Below are 25,099 nucleotides of genomic sequence, written 5' to 3'. Positions count from 1 at the left end.
GGCATGGGGGGTGTGGTCGCCCGTGGTCCGCGCGCCTCTCCGCCACAACACACTGCTGGATCAGCGGATTCCTCCCTCGGCGGACAACCTCAGCGCGTCGCTGCCGCCTGTTCGGCGGCCCGCTCGGCAGCCTTGTCCGCCTGCCAGCCGTCCTCGTCGCGCCCGCGACGCCAGTAGCCGGAGACGGACAGCCGGTCCCTCCCGATACCTCGCTCATCGATCAGGTGCCGCCGGATGTTCTTGACGAACCCGGCCTCGCCGTGCAGGAAGACGTGGACGTCACCGTCGGGGAACGGCGCGGCGCGCACGGCGTCGAGCAGCTGGTCGGGCGCAGTGCGGTCGCGGTAGAGCCAACGCACGTCGACGTCGCCGGGGCCGGAGATCTTCTGGCGCTCCGCCTCGTCGCCGACCTCCAGCAGAGCCAGCACCGGCACGCCGGCCGGGACACGCTCACAGGCGGCTCCGATGGCGGGCAGAGCGCTCTCATCGCCGATCATGAGGTGCCACGCAGCCGCGGGGTCGGGTGCGTACGCGCCGCCGGGGCCGAGGATGCGCAGGACGTCGCCGGGGCGCGCGTTCGCGGCCCACGGCCCGGCCAGACCCTCGTCGCCGTGGTGCACGAAGTCGATCGTGATCTCGCCGGCAGCGACGTCGAATGCGCGGATCGTGTAGGTCCGGGTCGACGGCCACTCGCCACGCGGCAGCTGCGACCAGATCGTCTCGAGGTCGAACGGCTCCGGGTAGCGCACGTCCGGCCGCGGAAAGACGATCTTGACATAACGGTCGGTGAACTCGGTGTCGGGGAACGCCTCGAGATCCGAGCCGCCGGCGACGACACGGATCATGTGTGGAGTGATCCGCTCCGTGCGGCGGACCTCCAGCGTGGTCGTTCTGCGAGCCATTGGGGACCTCCTCGATCTACTGAGGCCACCCTAACCACGCGAAGGGGGCCGGCGCACGGCGCCGACCCCCGAATTCACGGCTCGAAACTACGCAGAACGGTCAGTTCTCCTGGTGGTAGGCCTCGAGCACCTCGGCGGGAATGCGGCCGCGGTCGGAGACCTTCATGCCGCGCTTGCGCGCCCAGTCGCGGATCGCCTGGTTCTGCTCGCGGTCGATCGCGGGTCGGCGCACCGCACCTGCGGCGCCACCACCGCGGCGTCGGGTCGATCCGCCCGCCTTGCGCGCGGATGCCACGAAATCCGCCAACGCATCACGCAACTTCTTCGCGTTGGTCTCCGACAGGTCGATCTCGTAGCTGCGCCCGTCGATACCGAACTCGACGGTCTCGTCGGCCGCATCACCGTCGAGGTCGTCGATGAGCCTCACTTCACGAATTTGCGCCACGGTCGCAGCCTCCACACCTGATCGCCGTTGTTTATGCGGACGAGCCGCAACTGGCTGCAGGTTATAACCATTACAGTGGCACTGTCGAGGGACCCGCCGGGGCGAGCTCGGTGTTTACTCCGCCCGCACGAGCGGGTACAGAATCGTCTCCCTGATTCCGAGCCCGGTGAGCGTCATCAGCAGCCGGTCGATGCCCATTCCCATACCGCCGGTCGGGGGCATTCCGTACTCCATCGCCCGCAAGAAGTCCTCGTCGACCTGCATCGCCTCGACGTCGCCCGCCGCCGCCAGCAGCGACTGGGCGTAAAGCCGATCACGCTGCTCAACGGGGTCGACGAGCTCCGAGTACGCGGTGGCCAGCTCGAAGCCGAAGACCGTGAGGTCCCAGGACTCCGCCAGCCGCGGCTCGCTGCGATGCCGTCTGGTCAGCGGCCGCACTTCGACCGGGTAGTCCTTTACGAACGTCGGCGCCAGTAGCGTGTGCTCCACCAGCTTCTCGAAAAGTTCCAGCACGATCTCGCCGGCCGCCCACGAATCCTTGAGTTCGACGTCGTGCGTTGCCGCGAGCTTGCGCAGATCTTCGATCGGCGTGTCCAGCGTCACGTCTTGCCCGACGACCTCGGAGACCGCATCGTGCAACGTGACGGTTCGCCACTCGCCACCGAGATCGTGTTCACTGCCGTCGGCGTGGCGCACCACTGTGGAACCGAAGACGGCGCGTGCGCTGGCTTGCACCAGCTCGCGGGTCAAGGTCGCCATGTCGGCATAGGTGGCGTACGCCTGGTAGGCCTCCAACATCGCGAACTCGGGTGAGTGCGATGAGTCGATGCCTTCGTTGCGGAAGTTCCGATTGATCTCGAAGACGCGCTCGATGCCGCCGACCACACAACGCTTCAGGAACAGTTCCGGCGCAATCCGCAGGTAGAGGTCGGTGTCGAGGGCATTCGCATGTGTGACGAACGGGCGCGCGGTGGCGCCGCCGTGCTGCAGCTGCAGCATCGGCGTTTCGACCTCGGTGTAGGAGCGGTCGTGCAGCGTCGACCGGAGCGACCGGACGACCGTCGCGCGCGCCTGCACCATCTCGCGCGCCTGCGGGCGCACGATGAGGTCGACGTAGCGCTGCCGGACGCGGGTCTCCTCCGACAGCTCGTTGTGGACGGTCGGGAGCGGCCGGACGGCCTTCGCCGCCATGTCCCAGCTGTCGGCCATGACCGAGAGCTCCCCACGGCGCGAGGTGATCACCTCGCCGTGCACGAAGACGTGGTCGCCGAGGTCGACCGTCGACTTCCAGCGGGCCAGCTCCTCGGCCCCGACGAGCGCGAGGCTCAGCATCGCCTGCAGCTCGGTGCCGTCGCCCTCGCGGAGGGTGGCGAAGCACAGCTTCCCGGTGTTGCGCAGGAACATCACCCGGCCGCTGACGCCGACCAGGTCGCCAGTCGACGTGTCGGGTCCCAGCTCGGGGTGGGCCGCCCGGACCTCACGCAGCGTGTGCGTGCGCGGCACCGCCACCGGGTACGGGTCCCGCCCCTCGGCGAGCATCTCCGCCCGCTTGGCACGTCGGACCCGCATCTGCTCCGGCAGCTCGGCTTCGGGTCCTGGGGGCGGCTCTGTACTCACAGCCACAACATTAGTTATGAGGTCGCCCAGGTTTCCGGGCGGCCGTACTTTCCGTTCCATGACGACCCAGCCCCCTCGCGCCCGCTCGTTCGGGACCGTCGCCGCCGACTACGCCCGCCTGCGCCCCGACTACCCTGCCGTCGCCGTGGAGTGGGCACTCGCCCCGACGCCCGGCAAGGTGGTGCTGGATCTCGGGGCCGGGACGGGCAAGCTCACGGCAACACTGGTCACGCTGCCCGGCGTGACCATCACCGCGGTCGATCCCGACCCCGCGATGCTGGCCGAGCTGCGCGCCCTGCTCCCCGACGTCCGCGCGCTGGAGGGCAGCGCGGAGTCGATCCCGCTGCCGGACGCGTCGGTCGACGCCGTCGTCGCGGGGCAGGCGTGGCACTGGTTCGAGCCGGAGCTCGCCTACCCCGAGATCGCCAGGGTGCTGCGGCCGGGCGGGGTGCTCGCGGGGCTGTGGAACGCCGACGACCCCAATGTCGAATGGCTCGTCGGCATGCACAACGCCGGCGTCGAGGGCCGCCCCGTGCCGAGCAACATCAGGGCCGGCGACAACTCGATGATGCCGGAGCACCCGCTCTTCGCCCCCGCCGAGCGGGCCCTGTTCCCGCACGTCCACCCGCTCTCCGGGGTCGAGGCGCTGATCGACGTGCTCAGGACGCACTCGTGGGCGCTGATGAGCGAGCCAGCCGACCGCGAGGCCGCCTTCACCCGCATCCGCGCCTACCTCGCCACCCGGCCCGAGGTGTCGCCGGACGGCTTCGACCTCCCGCTCGTGACGACCGTGCTGCGGGCGGTGCGGCGGTAGGGCGTTCGCGCAACTCACCTGGGCTCGGGGGGAGGGCAGGAAAGCCACTTTCCTGCCCTGTGGGGGCCGGAAAGTGGCTTTGCTGCCCTCGCGTACGCATCGCGCACAGCCGCGCCCAGCTCGAAGGCCAGCCGGGCGGCGTCGTAGGCCTCGACCGCGCCGGGCTCGGCCATCCGGCGGTCCCGCAGCTCAGCCCATGTCCCACGGTCGGCCATGCGGCACGATAGCCGGACGTACTCGTCGGGTGGTCATCTCACTCGGCTCGTTTGCTCGGCCACGCTCCCGTTGGTCGAAGCAGGCGTGCGGAGGTTGCGCAGGAACGTCATGCGCAGGCCCTGGAGGGTGAGGTCGGGGACGAACTCGGTGACCGTCTCGGTCTCCCCCGCCATCAGCGGCGCGAGGCCGCCGGTGCCGAGCACCGTGACCGGGCCCGCCTTCGGGCCCAGCTCGGCGATGATCCGCCGGACGAGCCCGTCGACCTGCCCCGCGAAGCCGAAGAGCACGCCCGACTGCAGGCACTCGACGGTGTTCTTGCCGATCACCGAACGCGGCCGGACCAGCTCGACGGTCCGCAGCGCCGCGGCGCGGGCGGCGAGCGCCTCCATCGAGATCTCGACGCCCGGCGCCAGCGCGCCGCCCAGGAACTCACCCTTCGCGGAGACCACGTCGATGTTCGTCGAGGTCCCGAAGTCGACGACGACGCACGCCGTGCCGAACAGGCGGTGGGCGGCGAGGGTGTTCATGACGCGGTCGGCGCCGACCTCGCGCGGGTTGTCGACCAGCAGCGGCACACCCGTGCGCACGCCGGGACCGACGACGACGCTCGGCCCGCCGCGCCGGTCGATCAGCAGCCGCAGCTCGCGCAGCAGCCGCGGCACGGTCGAGAGCGCCGCGATGCCCGTCACCTGCGCCGCGAACCCGCCGAGCAGGGCGTTGACGGCGACCTCCAGCTCGTCGGCCGTCATGCGCGGGTCGGTGCGCATGCGCCAGTCGCGGACCAGCGGTGGCGCCCCAGCGTCCGAATCGGGGTCCGAATCGGCGTACAGCCCGAGCGCGATCTGGGTGTTCCCGACGTCGACGCAGAGCAGCACCGGGCGCCCCTAGAGCTGCACGGAGACGTTGTCGATGAGCCGGGTCGACCCGATTCGCGCCGCGACGAGCAGCCGCGCGCGCTGGCCCGGCTGCGGCGACGGGCCGAGGTCGGGGTCGGTCAGCGCCAGGTACTCGACCTTGAGCGCGGGCTCCTCCGCCAGCACGGCGTTGGCGGCCGCGAGCACGGCATCGGGGCCCTCCGCCGAGATCGCGGCCCCCGCGGTGAGCGCGCGGTGCAGCGTCACCGCGCGGCCGCGCTCGTCGGGCGAGAGGTAGACGTTGCGCGAGGAGAGCGCGAGCCCGTCAGGTTCCCGGACGGTCGGAACGCCCACGACCGCCGTCGGGATGTCCAGGTCCTTCGCCATCTTCGTGACGAGCCGCAGCTGCTGGTAGTCCTTCTCGCCGAAGAACGCGGTGTCGGGGGCGACGATGTGGAAGAGCTTCGCCACGACCGTCAGCACGCCGGCGAAGTGCCCCGGTCGGAACGCGCCTTCCAGGACGTCCCCGCGCTGCCCGGGCACGACCGTCGTGTCGGCGCCCTCCGGGTACATGTCCTCGACGCCGGGCAGGAAGACCAGCTCGGCGCCCTCCTCCTGGCAGGCCTGCAGGTCGGCCTCCAGCGGGCGCGGGTAGCGCTCGAGGTCCTCGCCCGCCCCGAACTGCAGGGGGTTCACGAAGATCGAGACGACCGTGACGGTGGCGCCGGGGGTGCGGCGAGCGTTGCGGATCAGCGCGCGGTGCCCCTCGTGCAGCGCACCCATCGTCGGCACCAGGTTGATCTTCCGGCCGCTGTGGCGCAGCGCGCGGGTGACCCCGTGGATGTCGCCGGGCGTGCGGTGTGTCGTCAGCCGGCCGGGTGCGTAGCCCCCGAGCGTCCGGGCCGTGGTCATGGTCCCTCCTCGAGGGTGGCGAGCACGTCGTGTGCGGCGGAGTCGGGAAGCAGGCCCGCGCCGGCGGCCCGCCGTGCGGTGCGCCCGGCGAGGACGCGGTAGGTCTCGACGAGATCCTTGTCGACCGCGCCGAGCTCGCGGAGGTGGGCACGCACCGTCTCGACGTCGCCCCGCGCGACCGGACCGGTGAGCGCCCGGTCGCCATGGCGCAGCGCGTTGTCCAGCGCGGCCGAGAGCAGCGGGGCGACCAGCCGCTCGGCCGGGCTGATGCCGGCCCGTTCGAGCGTTTCGACGCAGTCGCGCACGAGCGTGACCAGGTGGTTCGCCCCGTGCGCCAGCGCCGCGTGGTAGAGCGGGCGCACCCGCTCCTCGATCCGCACCGGTTCGGCGCCCATCTCGACGACCAGTGCCTCGCCGACGCTCCACGCCGCCTCGTCACCCGCCGTTGCCGTCACGCCGACGCTGCAGCTCGCGAGCCGGTTGACGTCCTCGGTGCGCCCGGTGAACGTCATCACGGGGTGCAGCGCGAGCGGGAGCACGCCGTGCTCGGCGGCCGGGGCGAGAACGGCCACCCCGTGCGCTCCGGACGTGTGGACGACGATCTGCCCAGGCCGGAAGCTACCTGCGGCCGCGAGCCCGCGGACGAGGCCCGGCAGCACGTCGTCGGGCACGGCGAGCAGCGCGAGGTCCGCGCCGGCGACCACCTCGTCCGGTGGACGGAGCGGAACGTCGGGCAGCAACGCGGCGGCACGTTTGACCGAGTCGCGGGAGACGCCGGACGTCGCCACGACGTGGTGTCCAGCGGCGGCCCAAGCGGCCCCGACGACGGCTCCGACCCGACCGGCCGAGACGACCCCGACCGCGAGCCGAGCAGGCCTGCCTGCGTCCATGACCAGCTCCTCCCGTTCCAGTCCCGCGATGCGGGTACCGGACGACGGGGTCAGCGTAGACAGCGGCCCCGCTCGCGGCGACGCCCCGTGACGGGCTTCACCACAGCGGGTGGCGGTTTCATCGCTGCTGGTACGGCCAGCTCTGCGGGGGCTGGTTGGGCGGGAGCGGCGGCGGCTGCCAACCCGGGTACTGCGGCGGGAGCGGGCCGGGCGCGCGCGGCGGCGGCCCGGGCGGCGGCGGTTGCCAGCCGGGGTTGTTGGCAGGCCCGTGATGCCGCAGAGCGACCGTGAGTGCCTCCGGGTGCCCCACGGCCTTCAGCCGGGCCCTGCGCAGCGCGGCGACGGCCTCGTCGTGCCAGAGCGCACCCGAGGCACCGACGGCGCCACGTGCCATCTTGGACCGCAGGAACGCCAGCTCGGTGACGGCCGCCTGGTACTCCGAGACGGCCTTGGAGACCTTCTTGCCGGAACGCCTCCGCACCGCGGCCTGCCAGCCTCGCCGACCGGCCATGCTGGACAGGAGCTGGATCTCGCTCGGCGCGATCCACCCGGCCTGCGCGAACCCGGGGAGCTGCGCGGCAACCGTCTGTTGCTCGCGTCGGCGTTGCCAGATCACGACGATCACCATGGCCGCGAACACCGGGACCATGATGAAGAGGTAGACCCAGAAGAACCCGTCCTGCAGGAACGTCGCCGACGAGTTCCACAGCGCGTGCAGCGCGACCGCAACGATGTAACCGGCGCCGATCACGACGATCCGCAGCCCGACGCTGCGGTTGGTGGCGGCGATGCCCGCCGCGATCCCGGTCATCGCGGTGAAGAGCGGGTGCGCGAACGGGGATAGCACCCCGCGCACGAACAGCACGCTCAGCACGCTCAGGCTCTCTTCGCCCATTCCGGCCTCGGCGAACGCGCGACCGAAGTAGAGGATGTTCTCGGTGAACGCGAACCCGGCCGCAACGAGCCCCGCGTACACGATGCCGTCGACGATCCCGTCGAACTCGCGCGGGCGGAACATCAGCAGGCCGACGAGGAAGACGCCCTTGACGGCCTCCTCGACGATGGGCGCGACCGCAACAGCGCCGTAGATGTCGCCGCTGCCGTTCCCGAGGACCGTTTCGAGCACCAGCGCGGCCCCCGAGTTGATCAGCAGCGCCGTCAGCGCGGAGAAGCACGCGCCCCACAGGAAGGCGAAAAGCAGCAGGCTGGGCGGTTCCGGCTCCCACCGGTCGATCCACAGGAACACGGCAACGACCGGCCCGACGGGCAGCAGCGCGCATATCGCGCCGACCACGATCCCGCCGACACCGACGCTGTTGCTCACGATCCCGAGCACGATCAGCCCGCAGATCCCGAGCGCGACCAGCCCGACCACAGGGCCCAGCACGCCGCGGCGTTGCCGGCCAGGGGTGGGCAGCATCGCCGTCCGCCCCGTCAACGCCTGCACCATGTCGGCAGAGCCTACGGGTCGGAGCAGGGTGCGGTCATTCCTCCGGTGCGCGGCAACACCGTTCGAGCCACAACGCCCCGCCGACGAGCACCAGCGCGGACACCAGTCCGACGAGCGCGGACGCCGTGTCGGAGGCGGCGGCGGTCACCGTGGCGCTGTTCGGCAGCACGTGCGCGAGCAGGCCGGCCCACGCGCCCGCGACGATGGCCCCCGCCATCGCCGACGCCTTCGCCACGACGACGGCACGCGCCGCGACCAGCGGCTGGATCGGGTTGGTCCCCGGTTTGCGCTTGATCCGCGCGCGCAGCGAGTTGCCGCCGAGCAGCTCCGCGATGCCGAGCACACCCAGCGTCGCGCCCGCGAAGAGCGGGATCGACGGGAGGGAGCCGTAGGTCATCCGCACCAGGATGTTCGCGACGAGCAGCGCGAGCAGGCCTGCGGCGAGCAGGTCGCGTGGCCGGGTGGGAGTCATGGGCGTCATGGGAGCAGCACGAGGTCGTCGCGGCGGGTCATGGTCTCCTCCGCCGACGTACCGAGCGCGGTCAGCAGCGCGGCGACCGAGCCGTGGCCGGGCAGCACGGCGTGGGGGTCGATGTCGAGCCACGGCCGCAGCACCGTCGCCCGCTCCGGGGTGCCGGGGTGCGGCAGCAGCAGCTCGGGGTCGGCGCTGAGCACACCGTCGACAGTCACGATGTCGACGTCGAGCGTGCGTGGCCCCCAGCGCACCTCCCGGACCCGGCCCGCGGCGTCCTCCAGGGCCTGGCCGCGGCGCAACCAGCCCCACTCGTCGGTCGTGTTGTCCTCGACGAGCAGCACGGCGTTGAGGAAGTCGTCCTGATCGACGCCGCCCCACGGCTCGGTCTCGTACACGGGCGATGCCGCGACGAGCACGCCGGCGAACCCTTCGACGGCGCCCCGCAGGTAGCTGAACCGGTCGCCGAGGTTGGAGCCGAGCGAGAGCACCGCGCGGGTCATGGTGTCGGCGCCTTCCGGTGGCGGGTGATCACGACGGCGACGTCGGCGAACTCGAGCGGGATCGGCGCGTCCGGCTTGTGGAGGGTGACCTCGGTGGCCAGCACGCGCTGATCGGTGAGGACCTCGTCGGCGACGCGCGCGGCAACCGTCTCGATCAGGTCGCAGGGCTCGCCGCCCACGATCGCGGCGACGCGCTGCGCGAGCTCCCCGTAATGGACGGTGTCGGCGACGTCGTCCGACGCGGCTGCGGGGGCGAGGTCGAGCCACACCCGCACGTCGACGACGAAGTCCTGCCCGTCGCGCCGCTCGTGGTCGTAGACGCCGTGGTGGCCGCGCACCCGCAGGCCACGGAGGTCGATGCGGTCGGTCATCCGGGGGCGCTGCCTTCCTGGGCGCTCCCGCGACGCCACGCTGCCGCTACGGCGACGGCGTCGAGCGACGCGGCTACCTCGTGCACCCGCACCCCCCACGCCCCGGCCACCGCGGCCAGGCCGGAGATGACGGCCGTCGCGGTCTCGCGTTCGGCCGGCGGGCGCAGCTTGCCCTCGCCGTCGGCGAGCAGCTGGCCGAGGAACCGCTTGCGGGACGCGCCGACCAGCACCGGGAACCCCAGGCCGAGCAGCCCGTCGAGGCGCTGCAGCAACGCCCAGTTGTGCTCGCCCGTCTTCGCGAACCCGAGGCCCGGATCGAGCACGATCCGCGCCGGGTCGACCCCGGCCAGCATGGCGGCGTCGACCCGAGCCATCAGCTCGTCGCAGACCTCACCGACGACGTCGTGGTACTTCGCGAGCTCGCTCATCCGGTCGCTGTGCCCGCGCCAGTGCATCAGGATCCACGGCACGCCCATCGCCGCGACGCTGGCCGACATCGACTCGTCGGCGAGCCCGCCGGAGACGTCGTTCACGACGACGGCGCCGGCCGCCACCGCGGCCTCGGCCACCACCGCCCGGGTGGTGTCGATGCTGACCTGCACGCCTTCGGCGACGAGGTCCTTGATGACGGGCAGCACCCTGGCCTTCTCGACCTCGGCGTCGATGCGGCCGGCGCCGGGGCGGGTCGACTCGCCGCCGACGTCGACGAGGTCGGCGCCGCTGCGGTGCATCGCGATGCCGTGGGCGACCGCGTGCTCGCGGTCGACGTACCAGCCGCCGTCCGAGAAGGAGTCGGGGGTGACGTTGAGGACACCCATGACGACGCAGCGCCCGGGGGCGGGCAGCCCGTTCACCGACTCACCCGCTCCTGATCAGCGACAACGCCTCCGCACGTGACGACGGCGACGACTGGAGCAGCCCGCGCACCGCCGACGTCGTCGTGCGCGCGCCCGGCTTGCGGACACCGCGCATGCCCATGCAGAGGTGCTCGGCGTCGATCACCACGATCACCCCGCGGGGCTGCAGCCTGCGCACCAGCGCGTCGGCGACCTGCGCCGTCAGCCGCTCCTGCACCTGCGGCCGGCGCGCGTACAGGTCGACGAGCCGCGCGAGCTTGGAGAGCCCGGTGACCCGGCCGTCGGTGTTGGGGATGTACCCGACGTGCGCCATCCCGTGGAACGGCACGAGGTGGTGTTCGCACGTGCTGAACAACGGGATGTCCTTCACCAGGATGAACTCCTGGTGGTGCTCGTCGAAGGTCTTCTCCAGCACGGCGTCGGGGTTCTCGTAGAGCCCCGCGAAGATCTCCTCGTACGCACGCGCGACCCGCGACGGGGTGTCGCGCAGGCCCTCGCGATCAGGGTCCTCACCGACGGCGATCAACAGCTCCCGGACCGCGGCCTCCGCGCGTGGCCGGTCCATGGCCCGCCTTCCGTTCGTCGTCGACAGGCCCTCGGTGGCGCGCGCGCTCAGCGCGAGCCCTCCTCGGACTGGCCCGACCCGCCCTCGCGCGGCTCCTCGCCGCTCTGCTGCGGCTTCGGTGTCGGGGTCGGTGCCGGCGACTCGACCTTGCCGTTGCCCTCCACCGCCGGTGGCTGCGGCGGTTGCTGCTGCCACGGCTGTGCCTGCGGGGCGGGCGGCGGGGTCGTCGGGATGGGTGCGGTGTTCGGCGGTGGCTGCTGCCACTGACCCGCCGGCGGCCAGCTCTGGCCGGACGGGGTGGTGGCGGGGCGCCATCCGGGAGGCGCGCCGTAGTTGTGCGGCACCGACTTGGGCTGCCCGACCGGCTGCCACGTCGGCGCGCCCGGGGCCGGCTGCGGCTGCTGCCCGGTCGGGAAGCCGTTCGGGCCGGGGGTGGGCACACCGTTGCCGCCGCCGGGGTACGACCCGACGGGTGCCGGGTCGCGGGCCGGCTCGATCTGCGGCGGCCACGGCTCGCCGCGCTCGTGCGCGCGCTCGGCCGGGGTCTTGATCGGCGGCTTCTCCGACGGCGTGCGGCCGCCGAAGTCGTTGAACGCGGTGATCCGCGGCCGCTTCTCGACCTTGTTGAAGATCCGCTCGAGGTCGACGCGGGTGAGCGTCTCCTTCTCCAGCAGCTCGAAGACGAGGTCGTCGAGCACGTCGCGGTAGGTGTTGAGGATCTCCCACGCCTCGGTGTGCGCGGCCTCGATGAGCGCGCGCACCTCCTCGTCGATCTCGTGGGCGACCTCGAGCGAGTAATCGGCCTGGTTGCCCATCGACCGGCCGAGGAACGGGTCGCCCTGCTCGCGGCCGTAGCGCACCGCGCCGAGGCGGGCGCTCATGCCGTACTCGGTGACCATCGCCTTGGCGATCTTCGTGGCCTGGTCGATGTCGGACGACGCACCCGTGGTGGGCTCGTGGAACACGAGCTCCTCGGCGGACCGGCCACCCATCGCGAACACCAGCCGCCCGATCATCTCCGAGCGGGTCATGAGGCCCTTGTCGTCCTCGGGGACGACCAGTGCGTGGCCGCCGGTGCGGCCGCGCGGGAGGATCGTGAGCTTGTAGACCGGCTCGAGGTCGGGCATCGCCCAGGCTGCGAGCGCGTGGCCGCCCTCGTGGTAGGCGGTGATCTTCTTCTCCTGCTCGGAGATGATCTTGCCCTTGCGCCGCGGCCCACCGACGACGCGGTCGACCGACTCCTCGAGCGCGGCCGCGGTGATCAGCGTGCCGTTCTCACGCGCGGTGAGCAGCGCGGCCTCGTTGATGACGTTGGCGAGGTCGGCGCCGGACATCCCGACCGTGCGCTTGGCCAGCGCGTTGAAGTCGACGTCGTTCGAGAAGGGCTTGCCCTTCGCGTGGACGGCGAGCACCGCGCGCCGCCCGGCGAGGTCGGGAGCGCTGACAGGGATCTGCCGGTCGAACCGGCCCGGGCGCAGTAGCGCGGGGTCGAGGATGTCGGGGCGGTTGGTCGCGGCGATCAGGATGATGCCGCCGCGGGCGTCGAACCCGTCCATCTCGACGAGCAGCTGGTTGAGGGTCTGCTCGCGCTCGTCGTGGCCGCCGCCGAGGCCCGCGCCGCGCTGGCGTCCGACGGCGTCGATCTCGTCGACGAAGATGATGCAGGGGGAGTTCTGCTTCGCCTGCTCGAACAGGTCGCGCACCCGGCTCGCGCCGACACCGACGAACATCTCGACGAAGTCGGAGCCGGAGATCGTGTAGAACGGCACCCCGGCCTCGCCGGCGACGGCGCGCGCCAGCAGCGTCTTACCGGTGCCGGGCGGGCCGTAGAGCAGCACGCCCTTCGGGATCTTCGCGCCCAGGGCCTGGTAGCGGCCGGGGTTCTGCAGGAAGTCCTTGATCTCGTACAGCTCCTCGACGGCCTCGTCGGCCCCCGCGACATCGCTGAACGTGGTCTTCGGGTGGTCCTTCGTGAGCTGCTTCGCCTTCGACTTGCCGAAGGACATCACCCGGTTGCCGCCACCCTGGGCGTTGTTCATCATCCAGAACAGGATCAGCAGCACGATGCCGAGCGGCACGAGGTAGATCAGCATCGTGACCAGGAACGAATCCTGGCGCACCGTCGTGTCGAAGGTCGGCTTCGGGGCGGGCGCGGCCTGCAGCTTCTCGGTGATCGCGAGGCTGGTGCCGGCCGGGTACTGCGTGATGATCTGCGGGGCGGGCTGGCCGTTGACGTCGATCGGCCGGATCAGCTCCAGCCGGAGCCGTTGCTCACGGTCCTCGACCGTGGCCGACTTGACGTTGCCGCTGTCGATCTGGCTCAGCGCGACGGACGTGTCGACCTTGGAGTAACCGCGGGTGTCGTCGAAGAGCACGCTGAAGGTGAAGTAGACCAGGATCGCAGCGAGGATCCAGATCAATGGATTGCGGAGCAGGCGCTTGCGGTCCATGCAGCATCGGCCTCTGGCGGCCTTCACCCTCTCTGGCGAGTTTCGGCAGGCAGCGGCACAGCGCGCTGACCGGCCCCGAGTCCTCCAGGATAGCGGGCCGTCAGCCGGGTCGCGCCGCGGCGCTGACCTCGCACCACGAGTTCGGTGCGTGCCACTCGACAACGGACGGGCGGCTTGTCCGGTTCCCGCGCGTCCACCGGCCTGAACAGTGCTTCCAGCGGCGTGTTGCGCTGCGCGTCCGGCGTGTTACAGCACGGGGTATCCCTCTGCGATCCCGATCGTTAACCACGCGGCGATGGAGATCGATCGCGGGCGACCGCGGCAGGGGGAGCGCAGATGACGTTGAGGCTTCGGGGGACCACGGCGGCGATGACCGCGGCCGGGGTGGTTGTGCTCGGCGCGGTGCTCGCGCCGACCGCGGCAGCGGCGCCCGCACCGGCGGCGTTCCCATCGGCCCCCGCCCCGGCGGCCGGCGCGATCCACCCGGGCGTCGTCACCGACACCGAGGGCGGCGGTGCCTGCACCACCAACTTCATCTTCACGGGCGGCGGCCGGACGTTCATCGGGCAGGCCGCGCACTGCGCCGGCACCGGGAGCGCGACGGAGACCAACGGCTGCGACTCCGGGACCGGCGGCATCGGCACGAAGGTGACGATCAAGGCCGAGGACGGCACGGAGCGCGCTGGCACGCTCGCCTACAGCTCATGGGTGACGATGCAGGCGAAGGGTGAGACCGACCCCGACCTCTGTGCCTTCAACGACTTCGCGCTCGTCGAGATCGACCCGGCCGACGTGGCCGACGTCGACCCGACCGTGCCCTACTTCGGCGGCCCGACGGGCATCCGGACCGACGCCCTCAAGACGGGCGAGCAGGTCTACAGCTACGGCAACTCGCCGCTGCGCCTGGGCATCGGCGCGCTCAGCCCGAAGACCGGCATCCTCGCCACCGAGCACCCCAGCGGCCTCAGCCACGAGGTCTACACCCTCACCCCGGGCATCCCCGGCGACTCCGGCAGCGGGTTCGTCGACAGCTCGGGCCGGGCGTTCGGCGTGCTCTCCACGCTCAACCTGGCGCCGCTGCCGGTGAGCAACGGCATCGCCGACCTCGCCGGCGCGCTGGAGTACGCGAACGCCAACACCGACCTCGGGGTGACTCTCGTCGACGGCGAGAAGCCGTTCACCCCGACCCCGGTGGGCATCCCGCTCGACCTGCTCGCCATCCCCGCAGTACCTCCGCTCCCCGCGTAGGAGAACCGGCCGCACGAGGCCGCGGACGGCCCGCCCGGGAACCCCCGGGCGGGCCGTCGCCGTTCCGGGGGCCTGTGCTGCGGCGGCACCCGGGGCAGCTCACCCCGGAGGTTGAGGGAGGGCGAGCTACCGCGATGGCTGCGGCGATTCACCTGATGACAGCGTGGATTGCGGGCGGGACGCACACGTTGCCGGGAAAGCCACGTTGCCGGCTCCACACGCCTGGAAAGTGGCTTTCCAGGCACCTCGCCCGGCCTCGCACTGCCCAACGGGACGTCAGGATCTAGGCGTAGACCTTTGGGTCGAGGGTGCCGATGAAGGGCAGGTCGCGGTAGCGCTCGGCGTAGTCGAGCCCGTAGCCGACGACGAACTCGTTGGGGATGTCGAAGCCCACGTACTTGACCGGGACGTCGACCTTCACGGCGTCGGGCTTGCGCAGCAGTGCGCAGATCTCCAGCGACGCCGGCTGGCGCGACTCCAGGTTCTTGAGCAGCCAGGACAACGTCAGGCCCGAGTCGATGATGTCCTCGACGATCAGGACGTTGCGGCCGGCGATGTCGCGGTCGAGGTCCTTGAGGATCCGCACCACACCGGACGACGACGTGGCCGACCCGTACGAGCTGACGGCCATGAACTCCAGCTGCACGGGCATCGGGAGCGCCCGCGCGAGGTCGGTCATGAACATGACAGCGCCCTTGAGGACGCCGACGAGCAGGAGGTCCGAGTCGGGGAGGATGCCGTTGGCACCGGCTGCGTAGTCGGCGCCGATCTGCTCGGCGAGCTCGGCCGTCTTCCCCCGGATCGCCTGCTCGGTGACCAGCGTCGAGGCGATGTCACCGTCGTACACGAGAAACGTCCTCCAGAGGGGGTCGGGGCGCTCTGCTGACCGGGCGCACCGCGAGCCTGCCACGCTCGCGCACCAGCTCCAACCCACCGGGGAGTGCCGCACCGCCCCGATCGGGGCCTTCGGTCACATACCGCTCGGCCGCGCGAAGGTGCAGGTCGGTGAGGCTGCTCACACCGCGGTCGACCAGCCACAGCCGCAGCACGCGGCGCCGGACGGCCGCGGGCACGCCCACGAGCGGCGCGAGGAGCACGGTGTTGCCGTCTACGGCTTCATCCAGCCGCTCGGCCGCGATGGCGTCGAGCGCATCCGCGTCCTCGCGCAGCTGCGCCGCGGTGCGCGCGAGCGCGGCGGCGACCCCGCCGGCGAGGACGTCCTCCATCAACGGCAGCACCTCGTGGCGCAGCCGCACGCGGGTGAACCGCGGATCGGTGTTGTGCGGGTCCTGCCACGCGGTCAGGCCCAGCTCGGCGCAGGCCGCGACCGTCACCCGCCGCGGCACGCCGAGCAGCGGCCGCAGCCACGGCTCGTCCCACTCGCGCATGCCGGCGATCGAGCGCGGCCCAGAGCCGCGGCCGAGCCCGAGCAGCACCGTCTCGGCCTGGTCGTCGAGGGTGTGGCCGAGCAGCACCGGCGAATCGGGGTGCGGCCGCGCAGCACGCAGCGCCGCGTACCGGCCGCGCCGGGCCGCGGCTTCCGGACCACCGGGCCCGTCGACCTTGATCGCATGCACCGCGCTGACGACGCCGAGCCCGACGAGCGCGTCGGACGTGATCGCCGCCTGCCGCGCGGAGCCGGGCTGCAACCCGTGGTCGACGACGGCCGCGTGCACCCGCAGCCCCGCCGATACGGCGGCCGCGGCCAGCGCGAGCGAGTCGGCCCCGCCGGAGCAGGCCACCAGTACCGGTGCGGCCCGGTTGGCCGCCGGCAGGGCGCGGTGCGCGGCGAGCACGGCCCGTCGCACCTCGCCGGCCGCGCCGGATCCGTTCACGCTCAGGGGTGCACCCGGCGCAGCCACTGCCCGGGTTCGGCCAGCTCGGCACGGGTGGGGAGGGTTTCGGGGCTCTCCCAGACCTTGTTGAACCCGTCCATGCCGACGGCGAGCACGACGTGCGAGGTGAACGCCGAGCCGACGGCGTACTGGCGGACCTTCGCCTCGACGCCCAGCAGCGCGCGCAGCACACGGTCGACGATGCCCCCGCCGCGGCGGCGGGCGGTGAACCGCGCCCTGATCGTCGCGACGCTCGGCACGACCGACGGCCCGACGGCGTCCATGACGTGGTCGGCGTGCCCCTCCAGCAGGGTCGTGAGCGCGAGCAGCTTGTCGAGCACCGCGCGCTGCTCGGGCCCTTGCAGCAGCTCGACGATCGCGAGCGAGTCGCCACGCGTGTCCCGCAGCGCGCGCACGATGTCGGGCAGCTGGTCGAACACCGTGGTGCGGGCCGCCTCCGCCACCGAGAGCAGCCTGCTGACCTTCTCCGCGAAGAACGGGCGCAGCCACGGCACCGCCGTGAACTGCAGCCGGTGCGTGGCCTCGTGCAGGCACACCCACAGCCCGAAGTCGACGGCCGGCACGTCGAGCGACTGCTGCGCGGCGTGCACGTTCGGGGCGACGAGCAGCAACCTGCCCTCGCCGTCGGCCCCGCCGAACGGGTCGTACTGGCCGAGCACGCGCCCGCCGAGGTAGGCGACGAGCCCGCCGACCTGCAGCCCTGCCGTGCGGGCCGTCAGCGCTCTGGTCACCCGGGAGATGTCGGGGATGTAGGCGTCGGCGGTCAGCGCGGCCATGCCGTCGACGGCGGCGGTGGCCCATGCCGGACGGTCGACGACGTCCGCGGGCAGCAGCGGGAGGCCGTGCCCCATGCCGGTGACCTCCCGGACGTGCCCTTCGGCGACCGCGGCATCGGAGCGCAGGCGCTCGACGAGCCGCCGTGCGACGTCCCGGTCGGCATCGGGTCCGGCTCCGACCAGCCGGACGGCCGTCCGTCTCGCGAGCTCCCAGTCGACCGGGAGCCCGTGGTCGGCTCCGGCATCGTGGCCGGGCTGCTTGTCGTCGATCGAAGGCCGCACGGTGCCCACGCTACGTTGCGCGAACAACGAGGGCACCGTCGACAACGACGTTCCGGCGGTTTGTGAGCGCTCACAACAGCCAGAACGTCGTTGTCGACGGCGTCAGGTACAGCCGCAACGGCTCAGTGCTGCCGCCATGTCGTCGAGCAGGGGGCGGGCGGTCGCGGGGGACGCGCCGTTCGACATCAGCGCGAAGACCAGCAGCGTGCCGTCGGCATCCATGACGACGCCGGCGAGGCTGGTCACGCCGGTGAGGGTGCCCGTCTTCGCGCGCACCACGCCGCGCCCGGAGGCCGCGTCGCTGTCACGGCCGAAGCGGGCGTCGAGCGTTCCGTCGCCGCCTGCGACAGGAAGGCCGGTCAGCAGGGGGCGCAGGAACTGCGTCTCGTGCTCCTTCTGCGGCGCCGCGGCGGCCGCCACCAGCGCGCCGAGCAGCTTCGCCGGGATCTTGTCGAGCGTGGAGAGACCGCTCCCGTCGTGCATCTCGGCGCCGCTCGGGTCGAAGCCGGCCTGCGCCAGCGCCGCCAGCGACTGCGCAGCGGCACCGGCGAAGCTGGCCTCGCCGCCGCGCTCCACCGCGACCTCGCGGGCGAGCGATTCCGCGAGGATGTTGTCGGAGCTGCGCAGCGCGTGCTCGACGAGGTCGGCGAACGGCGCGGACGAGACGGAGCCCAGCTCGCGGGCGTCCGGCGTGGCAGCGCCTTCGGAGATGTCGGTGACGCCGAGCAGCTTCGCGAAGGCCTGCGACGCCACCTCGGCCGGCTTCGCGACCCGCGGGGTGTCGCCCTGCGTCGGGTCGATCCGGCCGCCGTCGAGCATCAGCGCCTCCATCGGCGTGACGTACCCGGCGGCGATGTCGGCGGTCAGCCAGCCCTCGGCCATCTCCGGGCCGGTGAAGCGGCTGGTGTCGACGAGCAGCCGCTCGATCGGGCCCTTCGCGGCCTTCTTGACCTCCTCCGCGAGCTTGGTGAGCCGCGCCGGGTCGGGGTAGAAGGTCTTCTTGTTCTCCGGCTGCGCGGTGAGGGTCGGGTCGCCGCCGCCGACGAGCACGACGGTGCCGTCGTCCGGGCCGGCGAGGACCCTCGTGACGAACGTCTCGGTCGGGTTGAGCGTGAGCAGCGCGGCGGCCGCGGTGACGACCTTGCCGGTGGAGCCGGGGGTGAGCTGGCGCTGCGCGTCGTGCTCCCAGAGCGTTGCGCCGCTCGCTGGGTCCATGACGACGCCGGTGAACCGGCCCGGCATGGCTTCGGCCGCGGGGTCCAGCCGCGAGGCGACGGCGGCCGCCTGCGGCGCGGGGCCCTTCGCGAGCGGCCCCAGCACCCGCGGGGCCGCGGGCAGTTTCGGCGCCGGGGTCTCCCGGGCCGCACCTGCGAAGAGTGTCGGAGCCGACAACGCGACCGCACCACCGGCGGCACCGAGAACCGCGAGCACCACGAGCACGATCAAGGTCCGTCGCATACCGCGATCAGGTGATTGCACTGAGTCACCGACCTTGCGACCGAAACCCACGCCGACCTCCCGAGGTCGTACTCCGACAAATGCGAGTTGCGCAACAAGACGGTCGGCCGGTCACGACCGCGCGGGCGCGTTGCCCCACACTAGTGGGCGGCGCCGGAGCCGGTCGCCCGACCGGATTCGGCTGCACAAGAGGCCGCACCGATCAGCAGGAGAGCGCGAAAAGTGGACTTCGACGTCACGATCGAGATTCCCAAGGGCGGACGGAACAAGTACGAGGTCGACCACGCAACGGGACGGATCCGGCTCGACCGCACGCTGTTCACCGCCACCCAGTACCCGGCCGACTACGGCTTCGTCGAGGAGAGCCTCGGTGAGGACGGCGACCCGCTCGACGCGCTCGTGCTCGTCCAGGAACCGACGTTCCCCGGCTGCCTCATCAGGGCGCGCGCGATCGGGATGTTCCGGATGAAGGACGAGAAGGGCGGCGACGACAAGGTCCTCTGCGTGCCCAGCGACGACCCCCGCCAGGAGCACCTGCGCGACATCCACCACCTGCCCGAGTTCGACCGGGCGGAGATCCAGCACTTCTTCGAGATCTACAAGACGCTGGAGCCGGGCAAGAGCGTCGAGGGCGCGACGTGGGTCGGCCGGGCCGACGCCGAGCGCGAGATCAAGGCGTCGTGGCAGCGGGCGAAGGACGCCGGCACCCACTAGCCGCGAACTTCCCCACCGTTTTGCCAACCTGCACGCCTTTTCGGGTGTGCAGGTTGACAAAACGGTGGGGACTTTCAGTCCAGCCCCAGCAGGTCGTGCACCTGCTCCTTGCTGAGGCCCTGCGCCTCCAGCTCCTCCGCCGCTCGGGCCAGCTGCCCTTCGCGGGCGGCGAGCTCGCGACGAGCCGCGCGGGCGGCCTCGCGGGCCTCTTCGGCGCTCTCCATCAGCTCGACGGCCCGCTGCGGGTCGGGCAGCAGCATCGAGAGCAGCCGGTCGCGGGCGTCGACCCGCGTCGGGGTCGGGGCCGGCACCGTCCGCACCCCGCCCGCCGGACGTGGGGCCGGCGCGGTCGCTTCGTTCTCCACCGCCGGGACGGTGATCGGCGTCGCGGTCGGTGCGAGCGTCTCGACGGGATCGGGCGCGGGGTCGGGTGCGGCGTCGGCCCGCTGCGCGTCGACGCCCGACTGGCTGCGCAGCGGCTGCTCCTTCATCACGCTGACGGCGATGAGCCCGAGCACGAGCACGGCCGCGGCCGAGACGAACACCAGGCTCATCGAGCCGGCGAACCCTTCGAGGATCGGTCTGGCCAGCACCGGGTCGGCGTGCGCGAGGAACGACGAGTCCTCCAGCGACGGCGCGGCCCCGGTGCGCAACGCGTCGAGGATCGGTGCGTTCGCCGGGTTGGCGGCGACCGCGGGGTCGGTGAGGGCGGCCCGGAACTGCGGGTCGGTCGACGCCGTGCGGAACGTCTCGGCCAGCCGCGTGCCGAGCGTCGTGAAGAGCAGCGAGAGGAAGACCGCGGTGCCGAGCGTGCCGCCCATCTGCCGGAAGAAGGTCGCCGACGCCGTCGCGACGCCCATGTCCTTGGGCGGCATCGCGTTCTGCACGGCGAGCGTGATCGGCTGCATGATCCCGCCGAGGCCCCACCCGACCAGCAGCATGACCAGCGCGACCTGCCAGTACGGCGTGTCGATCCCGACCCGCGAGAGCAACCCGATCCCGACGATCATGAGCGAGATGCCGAGGATCGGCCACACCTTGTAGCGGCCGGTCCGGGAGATCAGCTGCCCGGAGAAGACCGACATCGACATGATGCCGAGCACGAGCGGCAGCGTCTGCAGGCCCGCTTCCGTCGGCGTCGCGCCCTTGACGATCTGCAGGTAGAGCGGCAGCAGCGCGAGCGCGCCGAACATCCCCATGCCGACGACGAACCCGGCGACCGATCCCCACGAGAAGACGCCGTGGCGGAAGAACCGCAGCGGGAGCAGCGCGTCGTCCCCGATGCGCCACTCCGCCAGCAGGAACGCGACGATCCCGGCGGCGCCGATCCCGTAGCAGACCAGGGCGGACGTGGAGCTCCATCCCCAGATGCGGCCCTGCTCGGCGACGATCAGCAACGGCACCAGCGCGACGGCCAGCGCGAGCGCGCCGGGCCAGTCGATGCGGTGCGGACGTTTGATGTGCGGCACGTTCAGCACGCGGGTGACGACGATCAGCGCGAGGATCCCGAGCGGCACGTTGATCAGGAAGACCCAGCGCCACCCGGTGATGCCCAGCAGCTCGGCCTGCCCGGCGAAGAACCCGCCCGCGACCGGCCCGAGCACGCTCGAAGTGCCGAAGACCGCGACGAAGTAGCCCTGGTAGCGGGCACGTTCCCGGGGCGCGACGATGTCGCCGATGATCGTCAGCGCGAGCGAGAACAGCCCACCCGCGCCGAGGCCCTGCACACCGCGGAACACCGCGAGCTCGTACATCGTCGACGCGAACGTGCACGCCACCGAGCCGACCACGAAGATCGAGATCGCGAGCAGGAACAACGGCTTGCGGCCGAACAGGTCGGAGAGCTTGCCGTAGAGCGGCGTCGAGATGGTGGCGGTGATCAGGTAGGCGGTGGTGGCCCAGGCCTGCAGGCTGAGGCCGTGCAGGTCGTCGGCGATGGTGCGGATCGCGGTCGCGACGATCGTCTGGTCGAGCGCCGCGAGGAACATGCCGATCATCAGCCCGGCGAAGATCGTGAGGATCTGCCGATGGGTGAGCGCGGGCGCTGCTGCCGGAGCGGTCATGGTCACGCTCCTTCGGTCGGCTTGCCCGCGCGCGCCTTGACCGTCTCGAAGTCGGTGGTGAACCGGCCGAGCAGCTCCGCGAACTGCGCGCCGTCCGCGGCCGACCAGCTGTCGAACATGCCGGCGATCCACTCGTTCCGCCTGGCCCGGTTCTGCTGGTAGACGCGTTGACCGAGCTCGGTCGCCGCGAGCAGCGTCGCCCGGCCGTCCTCCGGGTCGGCCGTGCGCTCGACGTAGCCGAGCTTCACGAGGTGGCCGATCTGCCTGCTGATCGTCGACGGGTCGGAGTGGACGGCCTCGGCGAGCGCGCCGGCCCGCCGGGGGCCGTCCTTCACCAGGTGGACTAGCAGCAAGTACGTTGCGCGCTCGACGGCGTCGGGGTTGGCGGCGTGGTGCTGCACCTGCGCCCGCTCGACGAGCCTGACCAGCCGGAACAGCTGGGTGGCCACCTCGTCCGCGATGGCGAGCTGCTCGTCTGACGGCACGGCCTTCACCCCATTTGCATGCGACACGCAACAGGGTACTGGCTCAGCCCACCCGCTCGAACACAGCGGCGAGGCCCTGACCGCCGCCGATGCACATCGTCTCCAGGCCGTACCGCGCGTCGCGCCGCACCATTTCACGCGAAAGGGTGGCCAGGATCCGGCCGCCGGTCGCGCCGACGGGGTGGCCCAGCGAGATGCCGGAACCGTTGACGTTGAGCCGCTCGAAGTCGTCCGCCGTGAGCTTCCACTCGCGCGTGCACGCGAGCACCTGCGCCGCGAACGCCTCGTTCAGCTCGATCAGGTCCATCTCGGCGAGCGTCAGCGACGCGGAGTCGAGCGCCTTCGCGACAGCCGGCACCGGCCCGATGCCCATCGTGGCCGGCGGCACCCCACCGACGCCCCACGAGACCAGCCGCACCAGCGGACGCAGGCCCAGCTCCTCGGCCCGGGCCGGGTGGGTGACGACGCAGATCGCCGCGCCGTCGTTCTGGCCGCTGGCGTTGCCCGCGGTGACGGTCGCGTCGGGATCGTCCTTGCCGAGCACGGGCCGCAGCGTGGCGAGCTTCTCGACGTTCGAGTCGGCGCGGATGTGCTCGTCGGTATCGACGACCGTGTCGCCCTTCCGCCCCTTCACCGTCACCGGGACGATCTCGTCGGCGAACCTGCCCCCGTCCCGCGCCGCGGCTGCGCGCTGGTGGGAGCGCACCGCGAACTCGTCCTGCTCGGCGCGCGGGATCGAGTACTCCCTGCGCAGGTTCTCGGCCGTCTCCAGCATCCCGCCGGGCACCGGGAAGTTGATCCCGCCTGCCGTGACCCGCCCCCGCGCGAGCGCGTCGTGCAGCATCACGCCGGGACCGGCCTTCGCGCCCCACCGCATGGACGTCGAGTAGAACGGCGCGTTCGACATCGACTCGGCCCCGCCCGCCAGCACGACGTCCGATGCGCCTGCCTGCACCTGCATCGCCGCGTAGATCACGGCCTGCAGACCGGAGCCGCAGCGCCGGTCGAGCTGCAACCCGGTGACGGTCACCGGCAGCCCCGCGTCGAGCGCCGCGACCCTGCCGATCGCAGGCGCGTCCATCGTCGGGTAGCAGTGGCCGAGCACGACGTCGTCGACCGCGCCCGGTTCGATCCCGGTGCGCGCGAGCAGACCGCGGATCACCGTCGCGGCCAGCTCGTGGGCAGGAACGTCGCGCAGCGACCCGCCGAACCCGCCTACCGGGGTGCGAAGGGGCTCGCAGATGACGGCATCGCGCATGTCGGTCTCCTCAGAGGTACTGCCAGTCAGAGGGATTGCCGGTCAGAGGTATTGCCGGGTCAGCCACTCCGCGACGAGCGCCGGACGTTCGGCACCCTCGATCTCGACGGTCACCTTGTTGACCAGCTGGACGCCACCGCCGGCCTCGCTGACCTCCACGAGCTCGATCGTCCCCCGAACCTTGCTCCCGACGGGCACCGGCGAGGTGAACCTCACCTTGTTCAGGCCGTAGTTGATGCCCATCTTCACGTTGTCGACCCGGTACACCTGCGCGATGAAGCTCGGGAGCAGCGACAGCGACAGGAAGCCGTGCGCGATGGTCGTGCCGAACGGGCCCGCCGCCGCCCGCTCCTCGTCCACGTGGATCCACTGGTGGTCGTGCGTCGCGTCGGCGAACAGGCCGACCTGCTGCTGATCGATCGTCACCCAATCGCTCGAACCGATCGTGCTGCCGACAGCCTCGCGCAGCTCGTCCACTCCATTGAAGACACGCATGTCCGCTCCCTGTTCATCCACGCTGATCCGGGTCTCACAGTGCCACACCGGGACGGCCTGGGAACCCTCCGGCGAAGACCGCCTCACGCTGCTCCGCCGCGGTGCGGGCACTATCGTCGGCTCGGCAGGCGAGGGAGCCGAGACCATGGAGAACGCCACACCGCGCGGGCCGTACGCGGCGGCGCACGAGGCCGTCCTGCACCGGTCGCCCGACGAGCTGGCGCAACGCCTCGTGCCACGGATCGAGGCAGCGCTCGGCGGCGACGACCACGTCATCGCCGTGCTCGACGACACCCACCGCGAGGCGCTGCGCGAGACGCTCGGGGCGGACGCCGCGTCCGTCACGTTCCCCGACCCGGCGGTCGTGCACAGCGTGCCCGGTTTCACGGTGGCCGCCAGGTGGGCGCGCACGGCCCGGTCCGGCACCGGCGCGCTCATCATCGGGCAGCACGTCGAGTCGCTCCCGGTGGCGGAGCCGTCCTACTGGGCGCGGCTCGACATCGCGCTCAACGTCGCGATCAGCGGGCTGCCCGTCACGGTGCTGTGCCCGTACCCGATGGACTCCCCGGAGCTGGCGCGCGTGCTCGCCACGCACCCCACGATCGACGGCGTGGACGGGCCGGCCCGGAGCCCGTCGTTCCGCGCCCCGCCCGAGGCGCTGATCGACTTCCCGCCGCCCCCACCGCCCGACCTCGGACCGCCGGCCGCGGAGATGGCCTTCGCCGCTGCCACGCTGGCGGGCGTCCGGCGGCTGACCGAGCGGGTCGGCGAGGCCGCGGCGCTCGCCGACGAGCGAACGGCCGACCTGGTGCTCGCGGTGAACGAGATCGCGTCGAACAGCATCGAGCACGGCCCGGGCTCAGGTGTCCTGCGCTTCTGGACAGGTGTCGACGTCGTCGCGGAGGTCGCGGACGGCGGCGCAGGGCTCCGGATCCCGTTCCCCGGCATCGCGCTGCCGCCCCCGGAGGGCGTGCGCGGGCGCGGGCTGTGGCTCGCGTCGGAGCTGTGCGACGTCCTGCAGGTCTGGAGCGACGCCGGCATGACCGTCATCCGCATGGCGATGCGGATCTGACGCCCGAAGTTCCCCACCGTTTTGGGCACATGCGCGCCGATTTGGCGCGCATCCACCCAAAACGGTGGGGAAGT

Annotated in this window: 25 protein-coding genes; 4 read left to right on the top strand and 21 right to left on the bottom strand. The window is 72.0% G+C overall.

Annotated elements, in window-relative coordinates:
- Positions 1–89: 89 nt before the first annotated feature.
- From LL648_RS06960 to lysS, 3 genes are all read right to left on the bottom strand, one after another.
- A complete protein-coding gene (locus tag LL648_RS06960; RefSeq protein ID WP_232661571.1) occupies positions 90–902 on the bottom strand; it encodes a siderophore-interacting protein in 813 nt (270 codons plus the stop codon).
- A gap of 100 nt (positions 903–1,002) precedes the next feature.
- Positions 1,003–1,347, bottom strand: a complete 345-nt coding sequence (locus tag LL648_RS06955; RefSeq protein ID WP_232661570.1) for a histone-like nucleoid-structuring protein Lsr2 — start codon at positions 1,345–1,347, stop codon at positions 1,003–1,005.
- A gap of 114 nt (positions 1,348–1,461) precedes the next feature.
- Positions 1,462–2,916 (bottom strand): lysine--tRNA ligase, encoded by a 1,455-nt coding sequence (gene lysS / locus LL648_RS06950; RefSeq protein ID WP_232661861.1) that lies wholly within the window; start codon positions 2,914–2,916, stop codon positions 1,462–1,464.
- A 106-nt stretch (positions 2,917–3,022) separates the two neighbouring features.
- Between lysS and LL648_RS06945 the strand changes: the two genes are divergently transcribed.
- Positions 3,023–3,778 (top strand): class I SAM-dependent methyltransferase, encoded by a 756-nt coding sequence (locus LL648_RS06945; protein WP_232661569.1) that lies wholly within the window; start codon positions 3,023–3,025, stop codon positions 3,776–3,778.
- Positions 3,779–4,026: 248 nt separating this feature from the next.
- Here LL648_RS06945 and LL648_RS06940 read toward each other — a convergent pair whose 3' ends face one another.
- The 10 genes from LL648_RS06940 to ftsH form a co-directional block, all read right to left on the bottom strand.
- On the bottom strand, positions 4,027–4,869 hold the full coding sequence (locus LL648_RS06940) for a type III pantothenate kinase (RefSeq protein WP_232661568.1): 843 nt from the start codon (positions 4,867–4,869) through the stop codon (positions 4,027–4,029).
- A 9-nt stretch (positions 4,870–4,878) separates the two neighbouring features.
- Positions 4,879–5,760, bottom strand: a complete 882-nt coding sequence (panC, locus tag LL648_RS06935; RefSeq protein ID WP_232661567.1) for a pantoate--beta-alanine ligase — start codon at positions 5,758–5,760, stop codon at positions 4,879–4,881.
- Positions 5,757–6,650 carry a Rossmann-like and DUF2520 domain-containing protein gene (locus tag LL648_RS06930; protein WP_232661566.1) on the bottom strand — a complete coding sequence of 298 codons (894 nt, stop codon included), beginning with the start codon at positions 6,648–6,650 and terminating at the stop codon, positions 5,757–5,759. Before LL648_RS06930 ends, panC begins: the two co-directional genes overlap by 4 nt.
- A gap of 118 nt (positions 6,651–6,768) precedes the next feature.
- On the bottom strand, positions 6,769–8,100 hold the full coding sequence (locus LL648_RS06925; RefSeq protein WP_232661565.1) for a PrsW family intramembrane metalloprotease: 1,332 nt from the start codon (positions 8,098–8,100) through the stop codon (positions 6,769–6,771).
- Between the two features lie 34 nt (positions 8,101–8,134).
- On the bottom strand, positions 8,135–8,572 hold the full coding sequence (locus LL648_RS06920; protein ID WP_232661564.1) for a DUF3180 domain-containing protein: 438 nt from the start codon (positions 8,570–8,572) through the stop codon (positions 8,135–8,137).
- 5 nt (positions 8,573–8,577) lie between these two features.
- The gene (folK, locus tag LL648_RS06915; protein WP_232661563.1) at positions 8,578–9,075 is read right to left on the bottom strand and encodes a 2-amino-4-hydroxy-6-hydroxymethyldihydropteridine diphosphokinase; all 498 of its coding nucleotides are present in this window, start codon (positions 9,073–9,075) and stop codon (positions 8,578–8,580) included.
- On the bottom strand, positions 9,072–9,446 hold the full coding sequence (folB, locus tag LL648_RS06910) for a dihydroneopterin aldolase (RefSeq protein WP_232661562.1): 375 nt from the start codon (positions 9,444–9,446) through the stop codon (positions 9,072–9,074). Before folB ends, folK begins: the two co-directional genes overlap by 4 nt.
- A complete protein-coding gene (gene folP, locus LL648_RS06905) occupies positions 9,443–10,264 on the bottom strand; it encodes a dihydropteroate synthase (RefSeq protein WP_232661860.1) in 822 nt (273 codons plus the stop codon). Before folP ends, folB begins: the two co-directional genes overlap by 4 nt.
- A gap of 40 nt (positions 10,265–10,304) precedes the next feature.
- The gene (folE, locus tag LL648_RS06900) at positions 10,305–10,868 is read right to left on the bottom strand and encodes a GTP cyclohydrolase I FolE (RefSeq protein ID WP_232661561.1); all 564 of its coding nucleotides are present in this window, start codon (positions 10,866–10,868) and stop codon (positions 10,305–10,307) included.
- 47 nt (positions 10,869–10,915) lie between these two features.
- Entirely contained in the window at positions 10,916–13,318 is a 2,403-nt protein-coding gene (gene ftsH / locus LL648_RS06895; RefSeq protein WP_232661560.1) for an ATP-dependent zinc metalloprotease FtsH, read from the bottom strand.
- A gap of 336 nt (positions 13,319–13,654) precedes the next feature.
- On the opposite strand from ftsH, the gene LL648_RS06890 reads away from it, so the two are divergent.
- Positions 13,655–14,566 carry a trypsin-like peptidase domain-containing protein gene (locus tag LL648_RS06890; protein WP_232661559.1) on the top strand — a complete coding sequence of 304 codons (912 nt, stop codon included), beginning with the start codon at positions 13,655–13,657 and terminating at the stop codon, positions 14,564–14,566.
- A gap of 283 nt (positions 14,567–14,849) precedes the next feature.
- Here the strand turns inward: LL648_RS06890 and hpt are convergent, their stop codons facing one another.
- The 4 genes from hpt to dacB form a co-directional block, all read right to left on the bottom strand.
- Positions 14,850–15,413, bottom strand: a complete 564-nt coding sequence (gene hpt, locus LL648_RS06885; RefSeq protein ID WP_232661558.1) for a hypoxanthine phosphoribosyltransferase — start codon at positions 15,411–15,413, stop codon at positions 14,850–14,852.
- Complete coding sequence (gene tilS, locus LL648_RS06880) at positions 15,400–16,401, bottom strand: tRNA lysidine(34) synthetase TilS (protein WP_374111994.1); 1,002 nt, start codon at positions 16,399–16,401, stop codon at positions 15,400–15,402. Before tilS ends, hpt begins: the two co-directional genes overlap by 14 nt.
- A 2-nt stretch (positions 16,402–16,403) precedes the next feature.
- Entirely contained in the window at positions 16,404–17,480 is a 1,077-nt protein-coding gene (locus tag LL648_RS06875; RefSeq protein WP_232661557.1) for a zinc-dependent metalloprotease, read from the bottom strand.
- 102 nt (positions 17,481–17,582) lie between these two features.
- Positions 17,583–18,938 carry a D-alanyl-D-alanine carboxypeptidase/D-alanyl-D-alanine endopeptidase gene (dacB, locus tag LL648_RS06870; protein WP_232661556.1) on the bottom strand — a complete coding sequence of 452 codons (1,356 nt, stop codon included), beginning with the start codon at positions 18,936–18,938 and terminating at the stop codon, positions 17,583–17,585.
- Between the two features lie 222 nt (positions 18,939–19,160).
- Between dacB and LL648_RS06865 the strand changes: the two genes are divergently transcribed.
- Positions 19,161–19,652 carry an inorganic diphosphatase gene (locus LL648_RS06865; protein ID WP_232661555.1) on the top strand — a complete coding sequence of 164 codons (492 nt, stop codon included), beginning with the start codon at positions 19,161–19,163 and terminating at the stop codon, positions 19,650–19,652.
- Positions 19,653–19,726: 74 nt separating this feature from the next.
- On the opposite strand, the gene LL648_RS06860 is transcribed toward LL648_RS06865, so the two are convergent.
- The 4 genes from LL648_RS06860 to LL648_RS06845 are packed head-to-tail and all read right to left on the bottom strand — an operon-like array spanning position 19,727 to position 23,953.
- On the bottom strand, positions 19,727–21,715 hold the full coding sequence (locus LL648_RS06860; protein WP_232661554.1) for an MDR family MFS transporter: 1,989 nt from the start codon (positions 21,713–21,715) through the stop codon (positions 19,727–19,729).
- Positions 21,716–21,717: 2 nt separating this feature from the next.
- On the bottom strand, positions 21,718–22,200 hold the full coding sequence (locus LL648_RS06855) for a MarR family winged helix-turn-helix transcriptional regulator (RefSeq protein ID WP_232661553.1): 483 nt from the start codon (positions 22,198–22,200) through the stop codon (positions 21,718–21,720).
- Between the two features lie 43 nt (positions 22,201–22,243).
- Entirely contained in the window at positions 22,244–23,458 is a 1,215-nt protein-coding gene (locus LL648_RS06850; RefSeq protein WP_232661552.1) for an acetyl-CoA C-acetyltransferase, read from the bottom strand.
- 42 nt (positions 23,459–23,500) lie between these two features.
- Positions 23,501–23,953, bottom strand: a complete 453-nt coding sequence (locus tag LL648_RS06845) for a MaoC family dehydratase (RefSeq protein WP_232661551.1) — start codon at positions 23,951–23,953, stop codon at positions 23,501–23,503.
- A 145-nt stretch (positions 23,954–24,098) separates the two neighbouring features.
- Here LL648_RS06845 and LL648_RS06840 point away from each other — a divergent pair, with 145 nt between their 5' ends.
- Positions 24,099–25,025 (top strand): ATP-binding protein, encoded by a 927-nt coding sequence (locus LL648_RS06840; protein WP_232661550.1) that lies wholly within the window; start codon positions 24,099–24,101, stop codon positions 25,023–25,025.
- The last annotated feature ends 74 nt before the right edge of the window (positions 25,026–25,099 follow it).

This window comes from Pseudonocardia sp. TRM90224, from assembly GCF_021245725.1.
Classification (GTDB): domain Bacteria; phylum Actinomycetota; class Actinomycetes; order Mycobacteriales; family Pseudonocardiaceae; genus Pseudonocardia.
The sequence above is the reverse complement of the archived record's forward strand: the minus strand, read 5'-3'. Positions and strand labels throughout refer to the sequence as shown.

Excerpts from the sequence above, each read along its gene's own strand:
- LL648_RS06960 (WP_232661571.1), bottom strand. The coding sequence starts at position 902 with ATGGCTCGCAGAACGACCACGCTGGAGGTCCGCCGCACGGAGCGGATC.
- lysS (WP_232661861.1), bottom strand. The coding sequence starts at position 2,916 with ATGCGGGTCCGACGTGCCAAGCGGGCGGAGATGCTCGCCGAGGGGCGG.
- LL648_RS06945 (WP_232661569.1), top strand. The coding sequence starts at position 3,023 with ATGACGACCCAGCCCCCTCGCGCCCGCTCGTTCGGGACCGTCGCCGCC.
- panC (WP_232661567.1), bottom strand. The coding sequence starts at position 5,760 with ATGACCACGGCCCGGACGCTCGGGGGCTACGCACCCGGCCGGCTGACG.
- LL648_RS06930 (WP_232661566.1), bottom strand. The coding sequence starts at position 6,650 with ATGGACGCAGGCAGGCCTGCTCGGCTCGCGGTCGGGGTCGTCTCGGCC.
- LL648_RS06925 (WP_232661565.1), bottom strand. The coding sequence starts at position 8,100 with ATGGTGCAGGCGTTGACGGGGCGGACGGCGATGCTGCCCACCCCTGGC.
- LL648_RS06920 (WP_232661564.1), bottom strand. The coding sequence starts at position 8,572 with ATGACTCCCACCCGGCCACGCGACCTGCTCGCCGCAGGCCTGCTCGCG.
- folK (WP_232661563.1), bottom strand. The coding sequence starts at position 9,075 with ATGACCCGCGCGGTGCTCTCGCTCGGCTCCAACCTCGGCGACCGGTTC.
- folB (WP_232661562.1), bottom strand. The coding sequence starts at position 9,446 with ATGACCGACCGCATCGACCTCCGTGGCCTGCGGGTGCGCGGCCACCAC.
- folP (WP_232661860.1), bottom strand. The coding sequence starts at position 10,264 with ATGGGTGTCCTCAACGTCACCCCCGACTCCTTCTCGGACGGCGGCTGG.
- folE (WP_232661561.1), bottom strand. The coding sequence starts at position 10,868 with ATGGACCGGCCACGCGCGGAGGCCGCGGTCCGGGAGCTGTTGATCGCC.
- ftsH (WP_232661560.1), bottom strand. The coding sequence starts at position 13,318 with ATGGACCGCAAGCGCCTGCTCCGCAATCCATTGATCTGGATCCTCGCT.
- LL648_RS06890 (WP_232661559.1), top strand. The coding sequence starts at position 13,655 with ATGACGTTGAGGCTTCGGGGGACCACGGCGGCGATGACCGCGGCCGGG.
- dacB (WP_232661556.1), bottom strand. The coding sequence starts at position 18,938 with ATGCGACGGACCTTGATCGTGCTCGTGGTGCTCGCGGTTCTCGGTGCC.
- LL648_RS06860 (WP_232661554.1), bottom strand. The coding sequence starts at position 21,715 with ATGACCGCTCCGGCAGCAGCGCCCGCGCTCACCCATCGGCAGATCCTC.
- LL648_RS06850 (WP_232661552.1), bottom strand. The coding sequence starts at position 23,458 with ATGCGCGATGCCGTCATCTGCGAGCCCCTTCGCACCCCGGTAGGCGGG.
- LL648_RS06845 (WP_232661551.1), bottom strand. The coding sequence starts at position 23,953 with ATGCGTGTCTTCAATGGAGTGGACGAGCTGCGCGAGGCTGTCGGCAGC.
- LL648_RS06840 (WP_232661550.1), top strand. The coding sequence starts at position 24,099 with ATGGAGAACGCCACACCGCGCGGGCCGTACGCGGCGGCGCACGAGGCC.